At 54.6% G+C, this 19,904-nt stretch carries 18 protein-coding genes and 1 pseudogene; 11 read left to right on the top strand and 8 right to left on the bottom strand.

What is annotated here, in order from left to right:
- Positions 1-6: 6 nt before the first annotated feature.
- From pqqB to RHM55_RS12800, 6 genes are all read right to left on the bottom strand, one after another.
- Positions 7-918: a pyrroloquinoline quinone biosynthesis protein PqqB gene (pqqB, locus tag RHM55_RS12825; protein WP_322182567.1), complete on the bottom strand. Its 912-nt coding sequence runs from the start codon at positions 916-918 to the stop codon at positions 7-9.
- 93 nt (positions 919-1,011) lie between these two features.
- A complete protein-coding gene (gene pqqA / locus RHM55_RS12820) occupies positions 1,012-1,083 on the bottom strand; it encodes a pyrroloquinoline quinone precursor peptide PqqA (protein WP_008365141.1) in 72 nt (23 codons plus the stop codon).
- Between the two features lie 155 nt (positions 1,084-1,238).
- Entirely contained in the window at positions 1,239-3,644 is a 2,406-nt protein-coding gene (pqqF, locus tag RHM55_RS12815; RefSeq protein ID WP_322182565.1) for a pyrroloquinoline quinone biosynthesis protein PqqF, read from the bottom strand.
- Between the two features lie 97 nt (positions 3,645-3,741).
- Positions 3,742-4,542 (bottom strand): carbon-nitrogen hydrolase family protein, encoded by an 801-nt coding sequence (locus tag RHM55_RS12810; RefSeq protein WP_322182563.1) that lies wholly within the window; start codon positions 4,540-4,542, stop codon positions 3,742-3,744.
- A gap of 15 nt (positions 4,543-4,557) precedes the next feature.
- The gene (locus tag RHM55_RS12805) at positions 4,558-6,237 is read right to left on the bottom strand and encodes a flavin monoamine oxidase family protein (protein WP_322182560.1); all 1,680 of its coding nucleotides are present in this window, start codon (positions 6,235-6,237) and stop codon (positions 4,558-4,560) included.
- A gap of 178 nt (positions 6,238-6,415) precedes the next feature.
- On the bottom strand, positions 6,416-6,877 hold the full coding sequence (locus RHM55_RS12800) for an Lrp/AsnC family transcriptional regulator (RefSeq protein WP_322182896.1): 462 nt from the start codon (positions 6,875-6,877) through the stop codon (positions 6,416-6,418).
- 176 nt (positions 6,878-7,053) lie between these two features.
- Here RHM55_RS12800 and RHM55_RS12795 point away from each other — a divergent pair, with 176 nt between their 5' ends.
- Positions 7,054-8,382, top strand: coding sequence for an MFS transporter (locus RHM55_RS12795; protein WP_322182558.1), 1,329 nt, complete (start codon positions 7,054-7,056; stop codon positions 8,380-8,382).
- Between the two features lie 41 nt (positions 8,383-8,423).
- Positions 8,424-9,032, top strand: coding sequence for an adenylyl-sulfate kinase (gene cysC / locus RHM55_RS12790; RefSeq protein WP_322182556.1), 609 nt, complete (start codon positions 8,424-8,426; stop codon positions 9,030-9,032).
- Between the two features lie 16 nt (positions 9,033-9,048).
- Here cysC and RHM55_RS12785 read toward each other — a convergent pair whose 3' ends face one another.
- Both RHM55_RS12785 and RHM55_RS12780 read right to left on the bottom strand, forming a co-directional pair.
- A complete protein-coding gene (locus RHM55_RS12785; protein ID WP_322182554.1) occupies positions 9,049-9,804 on the bottom strand; it encodes an anti-sigma factor in 756 nt (251 codons plus the stop codon).
- A complete protein-coding gene (locus tag RHM55_RS12780) occupies positions 9,797-10,309 on the bottom strand; it encodes a sigma-70 family RNA polymerase sigma factor (protein ID WP_322182551.1) in 513 nt (170 codons plus the stop codon). The genes RHM55_RS12785 and RHM55_RS12780 overlap by 8 nt, the downstream gene beginning before the upstream one ends.
- A 162-nt stretch (positions 10,310-10,471) precedes the next feature.
- On the opposite strand from RHM55_RS12780, the gene RHM55_RS12775 reads away from it, so the two are divergent.
- The 9 genes and pseudogenes from RHM55_RS12775 (at position 10,472) to RHM55_RS12740 (ending at position 19,848) form a co-directional block, all read left to right on the top strand.
- Entirely contained in the window at positions 10,472-11,443 is a 972-nt protein-coding gene (locus RHM55_RS12775) for a metallophosphoesterase family protein (protein WP_322182549.1), read from the top strand.
- A gap of 13 nt (positions 11,444-11,456) precedes the next feature.
- Positions 11,457-11,771: a cupredoxin family copper-binding protein gene (locus tag RHM55_RS12770; RefSeq protein ID WP_322182547.1), complete on the top strand. Its 315-nt coding sequence runs from the start codon at positions 11,457-11,459 to the stop codon at positions 11,769-11,771.
- Positions 11,772-12,176: 405 nt separating this feature from the next.
- Positions 12,177-12,845: pseudogene (locus RHM55_RS25930) on the top strand (hypothetical protein); the annotation flags it as partial.
- A gap of 201 nt (positions 12,846-13,046) precedes the next feature.
- Positions 13,047-13,751, top strand: a complete 705-nt coding sequence (locus tag RHM55_RS25925; protein WP_416152021.1) for a methyl-accepting chemotaxis protein — start codon at positions 13,047-13,049, stop codon at positions 13,749-13,751.
- A 33-nt stretch (positions 13,752-13,784) separates the two neighbouring features.
- Positions 13,785-15,464 (top strand): methyl-accepting chemotaxis protein, encoded by a 1,680-nt coding sequence (locus tag RHM55_RS12760; RefSeq protein WP_416152020.1) that lies wholly within the window; start codon positions 13,785-13,787, stop codon positions 15,462-15,464.
- An 89-nt stretch (positions 15,465-15,553) separates the two neighbouring features.
- Positions 15,554-16,792, top strand: a complete 1,239-nt coding sequence (locus RHM55_RS12755) for an HD-GYP domain-containing protein (RefSeq protein ID WP_322182541.1) — start codon at positions 15,554-15,556, stop codon at positions 16,790-16,792.
- Between the two features lie 766 nt (positions 16,793-17,558).
- Complete coding sequence (locus RHM55_RS12750; protein WP_322182539.1) at positions 17,559-18,173, top strand: ATP-binding protein; 615 nt, start codon at positions 17,559-17,561, stop codon at positions 18,171-18,173.
- The gene (locus RHM55_RS12745; protein WP_322182537.1) at positions 18,152-18,892 is read left to right on the top strand and encodes a hypothetical protein; all 741 of its coding nucleotides are present in this window, start codon (positions 18,152-18,154) and stop codon (positions 18,890-18,892) included. The genes RHM55_RS12750 and RHM55_RS12745 overlap by 22 nt, the downstream gene beginning before the upstream one ends.
- Positions 18,892-19,848 carry an O-methyltransferase gene (locus RHM55_RS12740; RefSeq protein ID WP_322182535.1) on the top strand — a complete coding sequence of 319 codons (957 nt, stop codon included), beginning with the start codon at positions 18,892-18,894 and terminating at the stop codon, positions 19,846-19,848. The genes RHM55_RS12745 and RHM55_RS12740 overlap by 1 nt, the downstream gene beginning before the upstream one ends.
- Positions 19,849-19,904: the final 56 nt, after the last annotated feature.

The raw sequence follows: 19,904 nt of genomic DNA, 5'->3' as shown, positions 1-19,904 counted from the left end.
GGGCTCCTAAAGCTCGATACTCATGCCGTCGTAGGCAACTTCGACATTACGCCGTGCCAGCTCGGCGCGCTCTGGGGAGTCTTCGTCGAGGATCGGGTTGGTGTTGTTGATGTGGATAAGCACTTTGCGCTGTTCCGGCAGTTGCTCGAGCACTTCGAGCATGCCGCCGGGGCCATTCTGTGACAGGTGGCCCATCTCGCGACCGGTGCGGGTGCCGACGCCACGGCGCAGCATTTCGTCGTCTTCCCACATCGTCCCGTCCACCAACAGGCAGTCGGCGGCACGCATTTTCTGGATCAATGCTTCATCGACTTTGCCCAGGCCTGGCGCATAGAACAGCTTGCCACCGGTTTTCAGGTCTTCAACGATCAGGCCAATGTTGTCGCCTGGATGCGGGTCGAAGCGGTGTGGCGAATAGGGGGGGGCGGCACTGCGCAGCGGGAACGGGGTGAAACGCAGATTCGGGCAGGCGGGGATGACAAAGCTGCCCTCAAGCTCAATGCGATTCCAGTTCAGGCCGCCGTTCCAGTGGGTCAGCATGGGGAACAGCGGGAAGCCGGTGCTCAGGTCCTCATGAACCATGTCGGTGCACCAGACCTGATGCGGGCAGCCTTCGCGCAGGCTGAGCAGGCCAGTGGTGTGGTCGATCTGGCTGTCCATCAACACGATGGCGTTGATGCCGGTGTCACGCAGGGCACGGCCCGGCTGCATGGGCGCGAAGCTTTGGAGTTGTGCGCGGATATCTGGTGAGGCGTTGCACAACACCCAATGCACGCCGTCGTCCGACAGGGCGATGGAGGATTGAGTGCGAGCCACAGCCCGCAGGCTACCGTCGCGAAAACCCGCGCAGTTGGTGCAGTTGCAGTTCCACTGAGGGAAGCCACCACCCGCGGCGGAACCTAGAATCTGGATGTACATATCAGCTCCACCACGCGAGGTTCGAAATTTGGGTTTCAATGACGCTATAAACAAAAACGCCCCGGCGAGCCGAGGCGTTAGACCGCGTCGACATCAACGGCTTGCGAAGTACATGGTGACTTCGAAGCCGATCCGCAGATCAGTGTAAGCAGGTTTAGTCCACATAAAAGACTCCTTTAGAGTAGGTACAGCAGGGATAACTACATCTTTAGTCCACCTTCGCAGGGAGACGTTCAGATGCTTAGGTAGCTATGTTACTAAACTCTTGTCCCTGTATACGCCGCAATTTTCAACATAGCCAATTGCAGAATGGAGGATAGTCACCCGTCCGCTTGCCAGGGAAGGCTCGGGCTCAAGCGGTTAGCCAGGCATAGCCAGCCGTCGGTCGCATTCACTAGCTGATCAGCGGCGCGCAGTAATTGTTGCTGATTGATGCATAAAAGAGCCGTTTGCAAATGGCGCGGATACTCTTCGTCATGCCCGGCAAGGTGCGCCTGCCAGAGCCATTCGCTGGCTTGCAGGAGGTCCATGGCGGCTGTCTCGAACTGCGCGGCCAATGCTTGCTGCTGTAGCGGCAGATTCGCTTCGTAGATCAACGTCGGCAAGCGGCTGATGAACTCCTGCAGATGATTGATGATGTCGGCTGCCGTGGCGCTGGGCGACTGCACACCCAACAGCCATCCCGCTTGCCCGGCTACCTGCCGAAAGCCGCTGAATACGGCATAGCCCAGTTGCAGTTCGACTCGCAGGCGTTGATAGAAGGGCGCTTGGCCGAGGTGCGCCAATACGCGCCAGGCGGCTTCGTCAAACAGGTTTTGGCTCGGCGCGGGGCAGAACAGTAGCACTGCATTTTCAGATGATTCCGACGGCTCTGTGTGCCAGTGTTTACCCGGCCGAGGGAGCGGCGCTTTCAAGGGCTGGTCATCGAGCGTGCCGGGCATCAGCTTCAGCTCGGCATTCAGCGTGGCGCGGCCATCGTCTGACAGACCGACAGCGAAACCCATCCACTGCGCGGTTGACCACAGGGCCGGTAAATTGTTGGCGTGAACGCACACAACAGGGCCTTGGCAGGCATCCGGCAAGCGCTTGAGCAACTGTCGGATCGGAATCTGGGGGGGCTCGGTGCTGGCTTGACCATATTGTGCCAAGGTGTTGCTGTCGGGTGCCGTCAGTAAGTGCAAGGCGTGACGGAGGATGGCTGGCATCGGTGCAGACAAGCCGCTTAGCTTGAGTTGCCAAAAATGGCCGTACGCACTGAATCCAAGGCTGACCCCCGCTTGTTGCGCGGTATCACAGAGGGTTTTCAGGCTGTCGTTGAGCATCTGCCAGAGGTCGGGATGCGCCGCGTCCAGTCGCCAGCGCAGGAAAATCGCCCCTTCGCCGGCGTCGCAGGGCAGGACTTCGCTGAAGTGCATGGACGCCGCCGCTGGCACGCTCAAGACCGGCGGCGTGGCGGGGCGCAGGAATGGATTGGGTTCAGGTAAGCGCCACGCAACCTGTCCGGTGCTCGAGTTATCCACAGCGGCGTCAGCCAGCGGATGCAACACCCGCGAGGGCTGCAATTGGGTGAGCAGGGCGTTTAGGGGCAACAGCCAATCCGCCCGCTCAAGGTGCTCACTAAAATGCCGTGCCAGATCGAGGGCACTACCCACCGCCAAGCGGCGTTGTTGCAGCAGCGCGTATTCTTCACGCAGGGTCGACCAGTCGTCTTGGGCCTTGAAGAACGCCAGCCAGTCAAAGAACAACGCGGTGATCTGCCTGCGCTGTCCAATGCCGTCGACAGTCAATACGCACTCGATATTGAGCAACAGTTGTTGATCGAACTGATACAGCGGTGCGGCGCTGAGCGATTCGATCAAGCCGCGTTCACGCAGTTCGAACAGCAAACTGCCAGGGTGTGCGGCGGCCAGCCAGGTACAGAAAAACGCCACCGCGTCGGGGCTGGACTCCGGTAAGTCTTCGCACGCAAAAACCAGATGCAGCCGACGCGGATCGGCAATGGGCTGCGGGCGGGGCGCTCCGCTCATCAATGGCGCTGACTTGGACTGTTCAGTCTTTTCCCCTGCGCCGATGCAGCTGCCATACGCCGTGGCCAGGGCTTTCAACTCGGCCAGCGGTTGCGGACCGGTCAGGCTCAAGGTCATCTGCCCGGCCTGATAGAAGCGCTGATAAAAGTCGTGCAAGGCCTGCTGAAAGGCCCGACGTGGTACCGGCAGGCTGTAGCGATTACCGGCATGAAACGCGCGCAGTGGATGTCGCGCTGAAAGGGGTTGGATCAAGTCTGTTTGATAACGGACCTCGGCATCCCGAGACCACGCGATGAACTCGGCATGCAGCACTTCACGCTCGCGCAGTTGAGCGGCCGGGGTCATGCGCGGATGAGCGAGCATTTCACACAAGCGCTCCAGCCCTTGGGCAAACACAGGCTGCGGTAGTTCGAAGAAGAAGTCCGTGGTGCGCTCTCGGGTGCTGGCATTGACCTGTCCACCATGGCGCTGGACGAAGGCCATCAGATTCTCTTCGGCTGGAAACTGCTCGGTACCGAGGAAAAACAGATGCTCAAGAAAGTGCGCCAGGCCTGGCCACATCGCAGGTACGTCATGACTGCCAGCCGCCACTCGCAAGGCTGCCGCGCAGCGTTTCAGGCGCGGGGCATGACACAGCACAACCCGCAGCCCGTTCGGCAACGTGAGGTGTTCGACAGTGTGGGAATTCAGCGCGGGCATGCCATCTTCCGGCGTTTCAGCGAGAGGATTGTCATGCTAGCGGATATGCCGGGGTTTGGGTCGGTATTGCTTTCGCAAAGAGCGCGACACGAACGGTTCAGCCTTTGCTCAGTCCTGCATACAGCGCCGGCCGTCGGTCCTTGAAGTAGCTGTTGATCGCGCGCGAGTCTTCCATCAACTGCCGATCCAGCGTGCCAATGATCAACGTTTCATCCCGTGCTGCTTGAGCGATTCGGCTGCCATCGGGTGCAGCGATGCTGCTCAGTCCGCAGTAGTGGATATCGCCTTCGCTGCCGCAGTAATTGGCGTAGGCCACATAGCACTGGTTTTCGAACGCGCGGGCGCGAACAGTGACCTCGGCAATGAAATCGTAGGGCACCATGTTCGCGGTCGGCACCAGAATCAGATCAGCGCCGGCCAAGGCCAGGCGCCGCGCATTTTCCGGGAACTCCAAGTCGTAGCAAATCAGCAGGCCGAGGCGCCAGCCATTCAATTCAACCACCGGGAAATCATCGCCACCGACGGCGAACATCGACTTATCCAACTCACCGTAAAGATGGGTCTTACGGTAATGACAGACGCTCCTGCCCTGGGCGTCAATCAGCTGTACGGCGTTGTAAATCTGCGCATCGCTGGCGCGTTCGGGGTAGCCATACAAAATGGCAATTCCCTCTGCCTGAGCGATGGCCGCCACCTGCTCGGCCGAGTGACCGTCACGGGTTTCGGCCAGCGAAAATGCTGCGGCCGCTCCGATGTTGTAACCGGTCAGGAACATCTCCGGGCAGACCAACAGGTCTGCCCCTTGTGCTGCGGCTTGAGACGCCTGTTGCGCCAGGCGATGCACGTTGCCGCTGACATCCAGCGGCAGCGGCGGGCATTGATACAGGGCGATGCGCATGTCCGTGTCTCCCTCTCAATCAGCGAGCGCGATAGGCCCGATTTCGTCGAAGACATCACCTGGGCCCGGATTCTCTGGGTGGGTGCTGCCGCCGAAGTGATTCATGATGCCCCACACCGCATTCAATGACGTCTGCACTGCGCCTTCAACCCAGGCAGGTGTCCACGACACGTCGTCCCCGGCGATGAAAATTCCGCGTTGTTCGCTGGGCATGTCCTGCTGCATGAAGTGCGCGTACATGCGCTGATTGTAGCGGTAGTGTCCCGGTAATGCGCCTTTGAAAGCCCCTAGGAAATGTGGGTCCGCTTCCCACGACACCGTGATCGGGTCGCCAATAATGCGCGCGGCGATGTCCACCTTCGGATAGATTTTTTTCAGCGCGTCCAGGGCCAGCTTCACCCGCTTTTCGATGGGCTGTGGGAGCATCTTCAGCGCGTCGCTCATCCACGAATAGGACAGGCAAATCACCCCCGGCTTGTCGTCGCCGTTATCAAACAGATACGTGCCGCGAGTGAGTCGGTCGGTGAGGGTCATGCTCATCAGGTCGCGACCGGTTTCCGGGTCTTTGTCCTTCCAGAACGGGCGGTCGACCATGACGAATGTTTTTGACGATTGCATGTAGCGCGTGCGGTCGAGTGCCATCCACATCTTCTGCGAGAACAACGACTCTTCGCATTCGATCTGGGTGGTCAGCAGCCAGCTTTGGCAGGTGGTCAGCACCGCTGCGTAGTGGCGGGTGTCGCCCCAGTTGTCGGTAACGGCAAAGCGGCCATCGTCAGCGCGAGCAATCCGTTTGACCCCGGTACGCGCTGCTCCGTGGTGCAACGACGAGAGGCTGGTGCCTGCTGGCCAATGAGCGCAACGTTCCGGCACATGGCGCCAGATGCCCAGTGGCACTTGTTCTACACCGCCGACGATCAGGTGTTGGTGATCGTCGCAGTTGGTCATGACGACGCGGAAAATTTCCAGCATCGAGTTGGGGAAGTCCGAGTCCCAGCCGCCGGTACCGAAGCCCACTTGGCCAAACACTTCGCGGTGGGTGAAGGACAGTTTGGCGAAGGCTTTGGATGTGGCGACGAAATCGTAAAACGTGCGGTCATCCCACAGGGGCACGAGAGTGTTCCACAGCTCTTTCAGGCGCGGCACATCGCGGTCACGGATGGCTTGCTGGATGTCGGCGAATTGCGAGCCGGCTTCCAGTGCATCGGCCCAGGCGTCGGCTACTTCCTGAAACAGTGCAGGAAGATCCGACAATTGTTGTGCGTAATACGTGGTGCCTTCCAGGTCGATCACCGTGCTGCCGGACGCGGGGGTCAGCGGGTTAGGGAAGGGTTTTGATTCGAGGCCGAGCTTGTCGACATAGTGATAAAACGCCGTGGACGACACCGGGAAACGCATCCCACCCAACTCGGCGATGATTCCTTCAGTGCCTTCAAACGCCTGCGAGCGTAAACGGCCGCCCATCTTCGAGGCCTCGTACACCACGGGCTTGAGGCCGAGCTTCATCAGCTCATAGGCAGCGACCAGGCCTGCGATGCCAGCGCCGACAATCGCCACTTCCTTGCCGTGGTTCTCGGCCGGAATACTGCCTAATCCGGCCGGATGCTCGATCCAGTCGTCGAAGGCGAAAGGAAAATCCGGGCCGAAAATAGTGATCGGTTTTTTACCGTCTGCAGGATGGCGATTATTATTCATGACTGACCTTGTTCGACTAGGGTGCAAAAGAATCAGTCTAGATAAGAGTCAGCACGTTAATAAGACGCAATGTGTCGTCGTTTTGCAGTTTTATGCTTCAATATGACGAAATAAATGGTCATATTGTCAGATGCCCCTGATTTTGTGGGCACGAAGACGCTTGTCGTTGCATCAGACGCTAAATGGGCTGCCCGCGATCAATCTTGCTACTGAGGATGATCGAGGTTGTGGTCTTCTCCACCCCATCGACGCTGCCAATCAAATCCAGCAACTGATCCAGCTGCTCAGGGGAGTCAGTGCGCAGCCACGCCACGTAATCGAACTCTCCGCTTACCGCACACAGCTGCTGCACTTGAGCCATGGTGCTGAGGCGACGCACGACTTCTTTGCCCGAACGCGGCTGCACGGTAATGCCGACATACGCTTGCAACCCGCCATCAACCACGCGTTGACTCAGGCGCACACCATAACCGGTGATGACCTTGGCTTTTTCCAGGCGGGCTAGGCGTGACGTCACCGTCGTTCTGGCAATCCCCAAATGTCGGGCAAGCATCGCGACGCTTTCGCGCGCGTTGATCTGCAGGGCTGCAATCAATTGGCGGTCGATTTCGTCAAGGGCGGGTGGGCGGCTATCGGGCAAGGTCATCTCCTTCAGTGCAGCGAGCATGTTACCTGCTCCGAGCGCAATTAGCCGCCGCAGCGATACTTGGTTATGATCCTGTTTTATGGCAGTTTGATATTGATTTGCGTTCCCTTGTATCGAGACGCCGAAATGAGAATGTCCTGATTTTCAGTACCGCCCAAGGTTCAGAATAAATGCAAGGCTCCGCTGCTCTTTTACCTGCTCCCTCGCCAGCGATGAAGTTGCTGGCACGTACCCGTGCGCACAAAAAGCGCATCGTGTGGGCGGCTTCCATTGGCAATGGTCTGGTGACCTATGACTTCACTGTTTACAGTTTTTCCGCAGTGATCATTGGCAAGTTGTTCTTCCCTTCTGACAGCGCACTTGCATCGCTACTAATGGCACTGCTCACCTTTGGTGCCGGGTTCGCGATGCGGCCAATTGGCGCGTTGTTTATCGGCAATCTGGCAGACCGCAAAGGACGCAAGGCAGGGCTCACCTTGTCCATCGTGTTGATGACGCTGGCCACCGGCATGATTGCATTTGCGCCGACCTATAACTCCATAGGCGTGGCGTCCATGCTGCTTATTGTTTGTGGTCGGTTGTTACAGGGGTTCGCAGCTGGGGGCGAGATTGGCGTCTCCTCTGTTGTGCTGATGGAGCTGGCCGCCAAGGGACGCCGCTGTTATGTGGTCAGTTGGCGCTCGGCCAGCCAGGCGGCGGCGGCACTGGCGGGTGCGCTGGTCGGGGCGTGCACAACGGCGATAATGACCCCTGAGGCGTTGCATCAATGGGGTTGGCGCATCCCGTTCATTTTGGGAATGCTGATCGGGCCAGTCGGTTGGTATATCCGTCGCAACATGGAAAATACTCCCATGAAAAGCCCTCATCGGTCATCGGTGAAGGCCATGCTGGCGCAGCATGCCCGTACGCTAGGGTTGGGGATACTGTTGATGGCCGCGCCCACGGCGGGTATCTATCTCATGGTGTATTACATGCCTATCTATCTGGTCGGCACGTTACATATGCTACCGATGGTCAGTCTGCTCTCAGCCTGCCTTTCAAGTACGCTGATTTTTATCGGCGTGCCGCTGCTGGCACGCGTCGCCGACAGGCAACGCCTGCGTAAGCCGATCCAGTACGCGACGATCATCAGTAGCATCGTGCTGGTGTATCCGGCTTTCTTTCTATTGACCAGAGGGATCGGACAAGTCTATTCATTACTGGTTATTGGCGGCTATTCGGCCTTGGTACTGTGCGGTAACGCTGCAACCACCGTGATGATATTGGAAGCTTTCCCTCGTCATCATCGGGCGACCGGTGTCTCAATGATCTACAGCTTGGGTACGACAACTTTTGGCGCTTTTTGTCCCTTTATTGTCGCTTGGCTGATTGGCGTAACCGGCAACCCAATGGTGCCCGCGTGGTATTTGTTGGCAGCTTTGTGCATCAGTTTGTTCGCCCTGGTCCAGTTTCCAGGCAACCAGGAACAATTACCGGCCAATCATGCCCGCGCGCTGTAATGCCGTGACTCGTAGCTCTTGTGCTCCACAGGATTCGGACGATGAATAACAACCTGACCGCCGTACCGCACTCGCTGACTGCGTCGGACCGCAACGCGCATTACGGCCATAGCGGCGCGGTATTGTGGCTGACCGGGCTCTCCGCTTCGGGTAAATCCTCTTTGTCCATGGCGCTGGAGTTCGCCCTGACGGAGATGGGGTACTCCTGCTATGTGCTTGACGGTGACAACGTGCGCAGAGGCCTGAATGCCAATCTCGGTTTCAGCGCCCAAGACAGAACCGAGAACATACGGCGAGTGGGGGAGGCTGCGGGCTTGTTTGCCGACGCGGGCTTGATTTGCATCACCGCGTTCATTTCCCCTTACCGAGAGGACCGTGCGCGTGCGCGTGATTCGATCGGGCAGATGTTTCACGAAGTGCATGTCGCAGCCGACCTGGCGACGTGCGAGGCCCGCGACCCCAAAGGGCTGTACAAGAAAGCGCATGCTGGCGAGCTGCTTGAATTCACCGGTGTCAGCGCGCCGTATGAAGCGCCGGAACATCCTGAGCTGACCCTGGACACGGGTAATGAATCGATCGCTGCGAGTCTGGAGAAGCTGGTTAACTACGTGACAGGTCATATCCCCCTCCGTAAACCGTCACGGAGCTGATCCTCAGCCGCTAAACCTACAGGCCCTTTCGAGTCAGTTGGCCCAAGACTTCCAGTTGTTGTTTGTCCAGATCGGAGACGATGATGAAACGCATGTGGTTCTGGCGCCAGGACACGATGTTATAGCCACGTTTTGATTGGCTTTGCAGTCCACTGTCTGCTTGTGTCGTCGGGACAACAAATGTGTTGATGATGTGTTTGTCATGGCGGTAGGAGAGTGCGGCTGCGGTCTGATGCTGCAGATAGTCCAAGCGTCCACCAAGGAGAGGGAATCCCTGGGCGGAGAAGTCATACACTGGGGGTGAAAAATCAAGTTTGCCAGTAAACCAGGGTTTGACGATGTGTTTGTCGGAGGAAGCGATATCCATTAAATGCTCGCCCATGAGTGAGCGTACATGGCTTGAGACGGCTTCATCCGCCCAGATGTCGTCACTGGACGGGGTTTGTGCATAGAGGAATAGTGCTGCCGAAAATACTGCGGCCGACAAAACGGGGGCGCCCCAGTTGCATATCATCTTCCAGGCATTTGTCTTGGAAGAGGGCGGCGATTGAAGGCTGGAGCGTATGCTTTCGATAAGCGACACGGGCGCTCTGTAGTAGGGGGCGTGTGCCTTTACGGCGCTTGTCAGTCGTTTCATTTCACCAAGCCGCCGCGTACATTCGGAGCAGCCCACCAGATGCTCGGTAAGCCGTTCCTGCACTGGCGTTTCCAGCTCGTTGTCCAGATAGCCGTGCATCAGCGTATGGCACAGACCACAGTTCATATCATTCATGGCGGTACAACTTCATAAATTCAGTTTTGAGCATGGCTCGCGCACGTGCCAACCTCGACATGACCGTTCCCAACGGTACGTCAGTCACCTTCGCAATATCCTTGTAAGGCATGTCTTCCAATGCCTTTAAAACAATCACCTCACGGAACACCGGTGGCAAGGCCTTAAGCGCCTGCTGAAGGAGCACGATATCCTCCGCGCGTATGGCATCAATCTCCGGCGTCAGCGCATGACTGAGCGCCATATCATCTTCTGATATGCCTTCACCTATCGCGACCCATCGGTGGCCTGCCGAGGCCTTGAGCCAGTTATAGCTTTCATTGCGGACAATGGTCAGTAGCCACGCCTTGGCATTCCCGTCTTCAAAACGATGAAGGAATTTAAACGCCTTTAAAGCGCTTTCCTGCACAACATCATGTGCAGCACTTTCGTTGGCGGTGAGCCACCGGGCGAGGTTGTAAGCCGCGTCCATGTGGGGTGCTAACAGCTCATCAAAACGCTTCATATCGGCTGCGTGGCTCAGTCTCATCTCGTTATCAACTCTCATTCGGCCGGTTTTATTCCCTCATGCCGCAATATTTTTGATCGTGGAATAAAGATGCCCCTTCGCTAGTTATAGACCCTGACAGCCTGTTCACTACAAACCACACCTTCTTGAGGAGTCTTTATGAAAACGGGTCCGAACACACCTGAAGACGTGACCGATGAACGCCACGGTCTTAGCCGAAGAGAACTCTTGAAATGCTCGGCGTGGGCGGGCGCGGGGGTGCTATGGGTGATGAGCGGTGGCATTCCGCGTGCATTTGCATTGGATGATGCCGGGACGGTATTGAACGGAGGGGGACTGGCCAGTGATTTTCACTTTGTACAGATTAGCGACACGCATATCGGGTTCAACAAAGAAGCGAACCCCGAGCCGCTCAAAACATTACAACTGGCAATCGACAAGGTCGTCGCCCTGCCGAAAAAGCCCTCACTCATTTTGCACACAGGTGATATTACCCATCTCTCTAAAGAGGAAGAGTTCGACACCGCCGATCAGGTGCTGAAGCGCTTGCCGTCGACTGTGCACTATGTACCGGGCGAGCACGACACGCTTGATGAAGGTGGTGGCAAAGCGTATCTGGCTCGCTATGGCAAAGGCACAAAAGGCAACGGGTGGTACAGCTTCGATGACCATGGTGTGCATTTCATTGGCCTGGTGAATGTCTTTGATTTTCAGCCAGGTCGTGAAGCGACTCTTGGTGCTGATCAGTTGCAATGGTTGGCAGATGATTTACGCGCGGTAGCAACCAGCACGCCTGTCGTTGTGTTCACACACATCCCCCTGTGGACTATCTATCAGCCTTGGGGGTGGGGAACCGAAGACGGTGATCAGGCGATCGCAATGCTTCGAAAATATGGCTCGGTGACGGTCCTCAATGGCCACATTCATCAAGTCATTCAGAAGGTCGAGGGAAACATCACGTTCCACACTGCGCGCTCTACGTCATACCCTCAACCGGCTCCAGGCACTGCCCCCGCCCCCGGTCCTATGACCGTGCCTGCGGATCAGTTGCGTAATTATCTGGGGATCACCGACGTCAAGGCGACACAAGGCGATCCCCCGTTGGCATTGATCAACTCAACGCTTGTTTAATGAACGTATCCCTATGAAAAAATATGCGCAGATACTTGCCCTGAGCGGTTTGTTGACCTCGGCATCAACGTGGGCGCAAGACATACAAATCGACATAAAAGAGTTCATGTATTCGCCGAAGGAGCTAACGGTTGCGGTTGGCACAAAAGTGACCTGGGTGAATGATGATCAGGTGCCCCACACGGTCGCTGAAGTGAATAAGGTGTTCCGATCAGGGGCACTGGATACCGGGGACTCTTTTTCCTACACGTTCTTGATACCCGGCACATTTGAGTACTTCTGCGTCTTGCATCCACAAATGATCGGGAGCGTCAGGGTGACTCAATAGGGGGGTAGGTGCTAGATGGCAAGGCCGTCACTGTGAACCCTCTGAAACGCAGAAAGCCGCGCAATGCGCGGCTTTCATGGCGTGAATGAGTCAGGTCCGGCAGTAGCGTCGGCTTCTTGCGCTGTCCTTAGCTGCCTAATCAGTTACGAAATGTGTCATTTGTTTCTGTGCAGCACTTGTACAAGTTTTTGTTTTTGTATAGCTTTGCTGCAGGCGGAGCAGAAAAAAGAAAATGGGCACTTTCTTCACGGCTACTTTTTATTCGTACGACGTAGTGCACGTTTGTTTCAATATAAGCGGGCTTGAGTATTTAAATAATATGACACTCTTTGCAGGCTTGGCGTTGTCATTCCACCTCTACTTGCACGAAGGATTAATGTTTTGAAGTTCAACATCGCACGCTTGATGCTCGGTAGCGCGACCGTACTCATCCTTGTCGCGCTGGGTCTCTCATTGTGGACGTCCTACCAAGTCAATCGGCTAGACGATTTGGGCAGCCAACTGGAGAAACTCAGCGAGGCTCAGGAAGGCGCGCAAGAACTGCGTTATCACACGGCGCAGGTGCAGCAGTTCTATACCGACGCCAGTTTGACCGGCGACCGAGAAGCGGCCAGCGAAGGCCACCAGCATTTCCAGCAGGCTCTCGAGAAGCTGATTGAGCTGAAACGTCTGGTTCCGGAACTGAGTCGCGAACTGGAGGCTGCGCGAGAGCCGATGGAGCGGCTTGATAACGTCGGCGAACAAATGTTTCAGGCGTACAGCGTTTCAGGCAAAGTCGCTGGCGATAAAGTAATGGAGGCGTTTGACAGGCATTCGGATGAGGTTATCCGCAGCTTTGCGGCCCTTCACGGACCCTTGGCTGAAAACTACAGAGCCAACCTGAGCATAACCGACACAGTGCGAGGGTCTCTTAAAGTTAACAATTTGTTGGCCTGGGCACTGGTGTTGGTGTTGATGCTTGGCACGCTATGGCTGATCAGTCGCCGCGTGCTGCCACCGCTAAATCACTTGTCGCGTTCATTGCGGGATTTGAGTGCAGGAACAGGCGACCTTAGCCATACCTTACATCAGGACAATGACGACGAAATCGGTGAAGTGGTCGCTGACTTCAATAAGTTTGTGGTTGGGCTGCGTCTGCAAATATCGACCGTGGCTGAAGTCGGTAATACCTTGGGTCACTCCTCTAACCAACTGGTCGATGACGCACAGGCTGCCGAGCAAAGCGCTGAAGTATTGCGCGTCGAAATTGAACAGGTGGCCACGGCTGTCAATCAGATGGCCGCCACTGTTCAAGGGGTTGCATCCAATGCCAAGGCCAGCTCCGCACAAACTGGCGATGCCGACCGCCAAGCGCAGGTGGCAATTGGTGTGATCAACCAGACAATTGCTGACATCCACACGTTGGCCCATGAGGTGCGGGGAGCGGCCGAGGTCATTCAAGCCCTGGAAACGCACTCGCGATCCATTGGTGGGGTTCTGGAGGTTATCCGCACTATTGCCGAACAGACCAACCTACTGGCGCTCAACGCCGCCATTGAAGCTGCGCGTGCGGGCGAACAAGGGCGCGGTTTTGCTGTGGTCGCCGATGAGGTGCGGACGCTGGCGAGTCGAACGCAGGCTTCAACCCAAGAAATTCAAGGCATGATAGAGCGGCTGCAAAATACGTCCAGGCAAGCAGTAAAGGTCATGGAAGACAGTTGTGGATATGCCGAAAAAGGTGTCGCGCAGGTTGAGTCAGCGGGGCAAGCTCTAATCAGTATCAGCACGCTGGTGGCATCCGTTTCGGAGATGAGTTTGCAGATCGCCGAGGCCGCACGCGAACAATCGACAGTCAGTGACGAAATCAACCAACGCATCAGTAATGTGGCCGACGTGGCGGGGCGGACTGCCAAGCTGTCTGAAAGCACACTGGCCCGCGGAAAGGCTGCCGGTGAAGATGCCAGGCGGCTAGGACAAATCGTGAGTCAGTTTAAACTTTGATGGGCTGTGTTTGACACAATATTCACATCAACGATGTCACGGTGGAATTACCGTGTAAGTGCGTCACCTAACAACAATAAGGTACTTATCATGACGCTAAGAAATATCAGACTGACTACAAGAGCACTCCTCAGTTTTGGCATTATCTGTCTCCTCCTGGTAGGGCTTGGTGGCACAGAACTCTATAAAATGAACGCCATTAATACATCAGCGCTTGATCTTCAAACCGACTGGTTACCCAGTGTGCGCCAAGCCTCGAGGATCGAAGCCGCCGGGCTGCTTTATCGTCTTGATGCACGGCGTTTCGTTATGGATGACGACCGCCAAAGTGCCAGTTCACGAGAAAAGTTGAACGCGTTGAAAGCGACGTTGACACAGCTTTCCGACGCGTATGCTCCGCTTGTTTCCAGTCCCAAAGAAGGGGATAAATATAAACAAGTCAGCCGCAACGTCGCGGCATACGAAGCCAAAATTGACGAACTCATGGAACTCAGTAAAACGAAGCCTGTTGCTGAACTTACAGTGTTCATCCGCGACATCACCAGTCCTTCGGCAAAAGCGTTGCAGTCCTCAGTTGAGGACTTGATCCGTCTGAATGAAGACGGCGCTGAGCTGTCGGGCCAAAGTGCACGTGAAAGTTTTGACAGTGGATTGACGCTGACCATCATGTTTGTCGTTGTCGCGGTTATTATCACGGTCCTAGTGGCGGTTGCGTTTACTCGCAGCATTACTGTGCCTGTTCTGGCGCTGCTGGGTGCCACTAAGCAAGTCGCCGCAGGGGACCTGAGGGCCACCGTAGAGGTCACGGGTTCAGATGAACTGACGGACCTTCAAACTGCGACGGCGGCGATGCTTCTAAGTCTTAAAACTACGATCCAGCATATCTCTGACTCCTCCAGCCAACTGGCCTCCGCCGCAGAAGAGATGAGCGCGGTCACGAAGGAGTCGACCGCCGGCATCCAGCAACAAAGTATGGAAACCGAGCAAGCGGCGACCGCTGTTAATGAAATGACAGCCGCCGTGGAGGAGGTCGCGCGCAATGCCGTTTCGGCATCGCACTCGACGCAGGCGTCCGAGCGCTCGGCTAAAACCGGGCAGGAAAGAGTTAGTCAGACCATTGGCTCGATTGAGAAGCTCAATTCGAGTGTCGATCAAACCAGTACTGAAGTGGAAGATCTGGCCCGGCAGGCTCAGGACATTGCCAAGGTACTTGATGTCATTCGTTCAATCGCGGAGCAAACCAACCTGCTGGCATTGAATGCCGCCATTGAGGCCGCACGTGCGGGCGAGCAAGGCCGTGGATTTGCTGTCGTAGCCGATGAAGTCAGGGCGCTTGCGCATCGTACTCAAGCGTCTACCCACGAGATCGAGCAAATGATCCAGGTCATACAGGCCGGGTCGCATAAAGCGGTGCAATCGATGAAACAAAGCAGCGGAGACGCGACGGCCACGCTTTCGATTGCCCATGAAGCCGGGGTTGCCATATCGGAAATAGCGGCGGCCATTTCCGATATTAATGAACGGAACCTGTTGATCGCGACAGCCTCGGAAGAACAGGCTCACGTGGCGCGATCAGTGGATCAGAACCTCGTCAGTATTCGCAACCTCTCCATCCAGAGTTCATCGGCGGCCAGCCAGACATCGGTGGCCAGTGGTGAGCTTTCCAGGCTCGCGGCAGACCTGAACAGACTGGTGTCGAGATTTACTGTTTAAACGGATGACCGGGGACCTTTCAGGGACCGGTTTAATTGACATTCCGTAGATCGGTAGTGCCCACGTTTCATTACAGGCCGGTGTTCATCGTGCTTAGACGTATTGCAGTTACCGAGCTCTGCCTCGGGATGTACATTCATAAGTTCTGCGGCTCATGGGTAGACCACTCTTTCTGGAAACCCAGCTTTCTGCTCAAAAGTGAAAGCGAATTGCAGCGGATTCTCGCATCCAATCTCTCCGAGTTGTGGATTGATACGGACAAGGGGAGCGACACAGGCGCGGCTCAAGTATCTGAGACAAGCGATACAGCGACTCAAACGCCTGCGCAGGTAACAGAGGGCTTTACGCTGCCTCAAGTCTCCATGCAGGAGGAAATATCACAGGCGCTGAAGCTGTGTTCTCGCTCCAAGGCAGCCGTTGTCGAGATGTTCAGTGATTTGCGCATGGGCCGTGCTGTCGAGCTGGAAGGCATAGGCGGACTGGTTGAGGACATATCCAACTCGTTGCTGCGTAATTCTCATGCGCTGATCAGTGTGGCGCGCTTGAAACAGTCCGACGAATACACGTACATGCATTCGGTCGCTGTTTGCGGGTTGATGATTGCGTTAGCCCGCCAGCTGGGTTTCCCGGCCGATCAGGTCAAGGAAGCCGGGATGGCGGGATTGCTGCATGACGTGGGTAAGTTGGCTATACCCATTGCCATACTCAACAAGCCCAGCAAACTCAGTGATACCGAGTTCGATACCATGCGCGGCCACCCCGAGGCTGGCGCAGAGATGTTGCTGGGGAGCCGACACTTCAGTTCTCTGGTACTGGATGTGTGTCTTCACCATCACGAAAAATACGATGGCAGCGGTTACCCTCATCGGCTAGAGGGTGAGCAGATCAGTCTGTTTGCCCGAATGGGGGCTGTCTGTGATGTCTATGACGCGATAACGTCTGATCGCCCCTATAAAAAAGGCTGGTGCCCTGCGGACTCAATTCGAAAAATGGCCGAATGGAGCGGCCATTTCGACAAGAAAATATTCCAGGCATTTGTCAAATGCATCGGCATCTATCCGGTCGGCACCTTGGTTCGCCTGGAAAGCGGACGCATCGGTGTGGTCATTGAGCAGCATGACAAGTCGCTGCTGACGCCGAAAGTGAAGGTGTTCTTTTCGGCTCGATCCAGAATGCCCATTGAGCAAACCATAGTGGATCTGGCCAAGCGGGCGGTGGAGGACAGAATTATCAGTCGCGAGAAAGTTGAAGATTGGGGCTTCAAAGGCATCGACGAACTTTGGTCAGGCCTGGAGGCCAGCAAGACATCACATTTCGACCCCAAGTAGAAAGGCCTGCAATGAGGCGTGGCAGGAGTCCATTCCGAGCCAAGCCCAATGGTGTCCAAAAACACAAAAGCCGCGCAGTGCGCGGCTTTGAGTATGGTGGGCCCAGTAGGACTCGAACCTACGACCAAGGGATTATGAGTTGGCTCGACACGCTGTAAGCCTAGCGAAATCGTGCGGAGGTTAGCGTAGGTGCAGTTAGCTGAAAGTAGCGTGGTTACTGATGTTAAGCGTAATTTTGCGAAATGGGTAGAAGCTGGGCACTGTACTGCTGGGGTACTGTTTTTTGTACTGATTGCCTGCCTGGTCACGAAATTCTCTTCCAAGAAATAAGCCAATCATTTGCCCGTAGCCATGGCTTGTTGGACAAATGGCAGCAGCGCATCGGTTGCTGCTGTGAAATTGCACTCCACTTGGCCCCCTGTTTGCATTCGACCTGACCAACGATCGCATCGACCGATTGAATTCACAGCCAAAAAGCGGCCATTTCAAGCTGGCTAAAAAGTGCGGGCGATTCATAACCTGGGTCCAAGGCGCCGTAAATGTGAGCCCTTGCATACCAAAACGCAGAGCCTGAAGCATTGCTGATCGACACCTTGGTGCATCGGCCCAATCTCGACTCGGCGCGTCGGTGCCTCTATTTTCACGATGGAATGCTGGAAACCAAACGCTGCACTCTGGCAATATGCAATCAAGGGCGTACGGATCGTAATTGTGCAGTCATGAAGTGTCCTAGAATATAACCAGAGTTAAGCTGAGGGAGCTAGTTATGGCGCAGTGGATGGCTAAGGCGGATCCTACTAAAGATTTCTTCATAGATATGATTACTCGAGACATTGGGCTTGATGAGTGTATTTTTGATCTTCTGGATAACAGCATAGATGGTGCTTCTCGACATTCTAAGCAGGATAAGCGAGAAAACCTAGCTGGGTATTTTGCTGATATTCTGTTAGGCGAGACTGATTTTGAGATTAAAGACAATTGTGGTGGCATGTCTCTGATCGATGCAAAAGATTATGCGTTCCACTTTGGGCGTCGATCAGATGCGCCTAAGGATGCTGAAAACTCTATTGGCTTGTATGGCATAGGAATGAAACGCGCTATATTCAAAATTGGCAAGAAAATAAAAATCAGAAGTGCTACAGGCGCTGCACCTGAGGAGGCATTTGAGGCAGATATAGATGTTGCGGCCTGGGCTGCAAAAAAAGAGTGGGAATTCCAGCTTGATCAAATCGATCCCAAAGGGTTTGTCGGTACTGAGATATCTGTAAAGGAATTGAGGAAGGCGACATCTTCAGAGTTTTCTGATCAGATTTTTGTCAACAAGCTTAGAAAAGATGTTGGAAAGTACTATTCATTTTTTTGCAGCAAGGGTTTGAAATAAAGATCAACGGCATACCTGTTAAGCAACACATATATGGAGTGCGCGATGGGCAAGATATTTCCCCCTACGTTCATGAGTATACTGATGCTGAGACAGGCGTTAACGTTCGTATCATTTCTGGCGTCGCAGGTACACCGCCTGAAGATGCCGGTGATCCTGCTGCTTTGAGTAAGGATACAGAGAGTTGGGGTTGGTATGTTGTATGTAATGACCGGGTAGTGCTGGCGGGCGATAAGTCTGAAAGAACTATTTGGGGGGATGACTTTCCAGGGTGGCACCCACAGTATAATGGTTTTGTAGGTTTAATATTTTTTACCTCGGATAAGCCTGGTGAACTTCCTTGGACAACAACGAAGAGGCAGATCGACGAGACGCTACCAGTTTTTAGGCGCGCAACATCGTTCATGCGGGATGCGACCCGTAAATATCTAGACTATACCAACACGCGAAAGGTAAATTTGGAAAAAGCTAAGGCGGTCGAGTCGAGCGCCGCAATCAAGCCGATCACGGATATTAAGGTAATATCTGTTGCGCCAGCTCCTATGAAATTACCTGTATTTGAGTCCGCGCCAAAAATCAGAATGGGTACGGTTTCATATCAGCAGCCGTTGGCACTTCTTAGTAAAGTTGCCCAATCTCTTGGTAATAGTCAGATGAGTTACAAACAGATCGGTCAAAAAACGTTTGAGTATTATGTTGAGAATGAGGTTGGTGAGTAATGGCCTCGTTTGAAGCAATCAATTACTCTCTGAGGCCAAATAAGTGCGTAGAGAGAAAAATAATATTTGAGATATTAGTGGGTCTCTCAAGTACTTTCGATTTTTCAAGATATCAGTACTTGGGGATGGGGTCGATGTGGTTTGTCGATTTCGTCCTGGCTCACAAGAGTTTGGGGATAGAAGAGTTGGTTTCTTTCGAACTGGCAGAATATTCGCCGAGAGCTATCTTTAATCGGCCTTACAAAAATATTAAAGTGTTTCCAGGGTATGCTGCGGACGGTATAGAAGCAACCGATTGGGCGAAGCCATCGATAGTGTGGCTTGATTATGACTGTGGCCCAGAAAATTCAGCGGTTTTCGATGATAGTGCAATGGTGGCCTCAAAAATATCTCCTGGCTCTATTCTTATGGTCACTGTAAATGCTCATATGGGACGAGTCCCAAATCAAGATGCCGATGGGAACCGGCTAACTAGGCATGAGGGGCTTGAGCTTCTTCTGGGGGATGCGGCACCAAGTGCTGAGGAGTTCCAGCACATCAATCAAAAAAACTATCATAATGTTCTGGCCATCTGCCTGACTAGGCATATTGAGCGCGCGCACCGGCGTTCCGGTCGCGGCGGAAAATTCATCTCATTCTTAAATTATTACTATAAAGATAACGCGCCCATGATTACAGTGGGGGGGATGTTTGTCGATGATGAGACTGAGGGGAAATTAAATGTAAATAGGTGTTTTGTTAATTCAGAGTACATAGGCCCCGGTTTGTATCCTATTCAGGTTCCGCCGCTGACTCACAGAGAAAGAATATCGCTAGATGCTCTCTTGCCTTCTACTGATAAGTTGGATGAAGGTGAAGTTTTAGAAAAACTAGGCTTCAAGCTGGATCAAAGTCAGCTTGATGATTACGCTAAGTTTTATAAGCTTTATCCGTCTTATGGGGAGGTGGTATTGTAAAAGCTCTTCTTATTTTTTCAAAAATGCTATATAGTTCGCAATTTTAAGATACTGTA

The organism is Pseudomonas sp. MH9.2 (assembly GCF_034353875.1).
Taxonomy (GTDB): domain Bacteria; phylum Pseudomonadota; class Gammaproteobacteria; order Pseudomonadales; family Pseudomonadaceae; genus Aquipseudomonas.
This window is presented reverse-complemented; position numbering and strand designations above follow the sequence as displayed.

Coding starts and splice junctions, on each gene's coding strand:
- RHM55_RS12770 (WP_322182547.1), top strand. CDS start 11,457: ATGAAAAAATATGCGCAGATACTTGCCCTGAGCGGTTTGTTGACCTCG.
- RHM55_RS12760 (WP_416152020.1), top strand. CDS start 13,785: ATGTCACGGTGGAATTACCGTGTAAGTGCGTCACCTAACAACAATAAG.
- cysC (WP_322182556.1), top strand. CDS start 8,424: ATGAATAACAACCTGACCGCCGTACCGCACTCGCTGACTGCGTCGGAC.
- pqqF (WP_322182565.1), bottom strand. CDS start 3,644: ATGCCCGCGCTGAATTCCCACACTGTCGAACACCTCACGTTGCCGAAC.
- pqqB (WP_322182567.1), bottom strand. CDS start 918: ATGTACATCCAGATTCTAGGTTCCGCCGCGGGTGGTGGCTTCCCTCAG.
- RHM55_RS12795 (WP_322182558.1), top strand. CDS start 7,054: ATGCAAGGCTCCGCTGCTCTTTTACCTGCTCCCTCGCCAGCGATGAAG.
- RHM55_RS12740 (WP_322182535.1), top strand. CDS start 18,892: ATGGCCTCGTTTGAAGCAATCAATTACTCTCTGAGGCCAAATAAGTGC.
- RHM55_RS12785 (WP_322182554.1), bottom strand. CDS start 9,804: ATGAATGATATGAACTGTGGTCTGTGCCATACGCTGATGCACGGCTAT.
- RHM55_RS12810 (WP_322182563.1), bottom strand. CDS start 4,542: ATGCGCATCGCCCTGTATCAATGCCCGCCGCTGCCGCTGGATGTCAGC.
- RHM55_RS12780 (WP_322182551.1), bottom strand. CDS start 10,309: ATGAAGCGTTTTGATGAGCTGTTAGCACCCCACATGGACGCGGCTTAC.
- RHM55_RS12775 (WP_322182549.1), top strand. CDS start 10,472: ATGAAAACGGGTCCGAACACACCTGAAGACGTGACCGATGAACGCCAC.
- RHM55_RS12805 (WP_322182560.1), bottom strand. CDS start 6,237: ATGAATAATAATCGCCATCCTGCAGACGGTAAAAAACCGATCACTATT.
- RHM55_RS12750 (WP_322182539.1), top strand. CDS start 17,559: ATGGCGCAGTGGATGGCTAAGGCGGATCCTACTAAAGATTTCTTCATA.
- RHM55_RS25925 (WP_416152021.1), top strand. CDS start 13,047: ATGGCCGCCACTGTTCAAGGGGTTGCATCCAATGCCAAGGCCAGCTCC.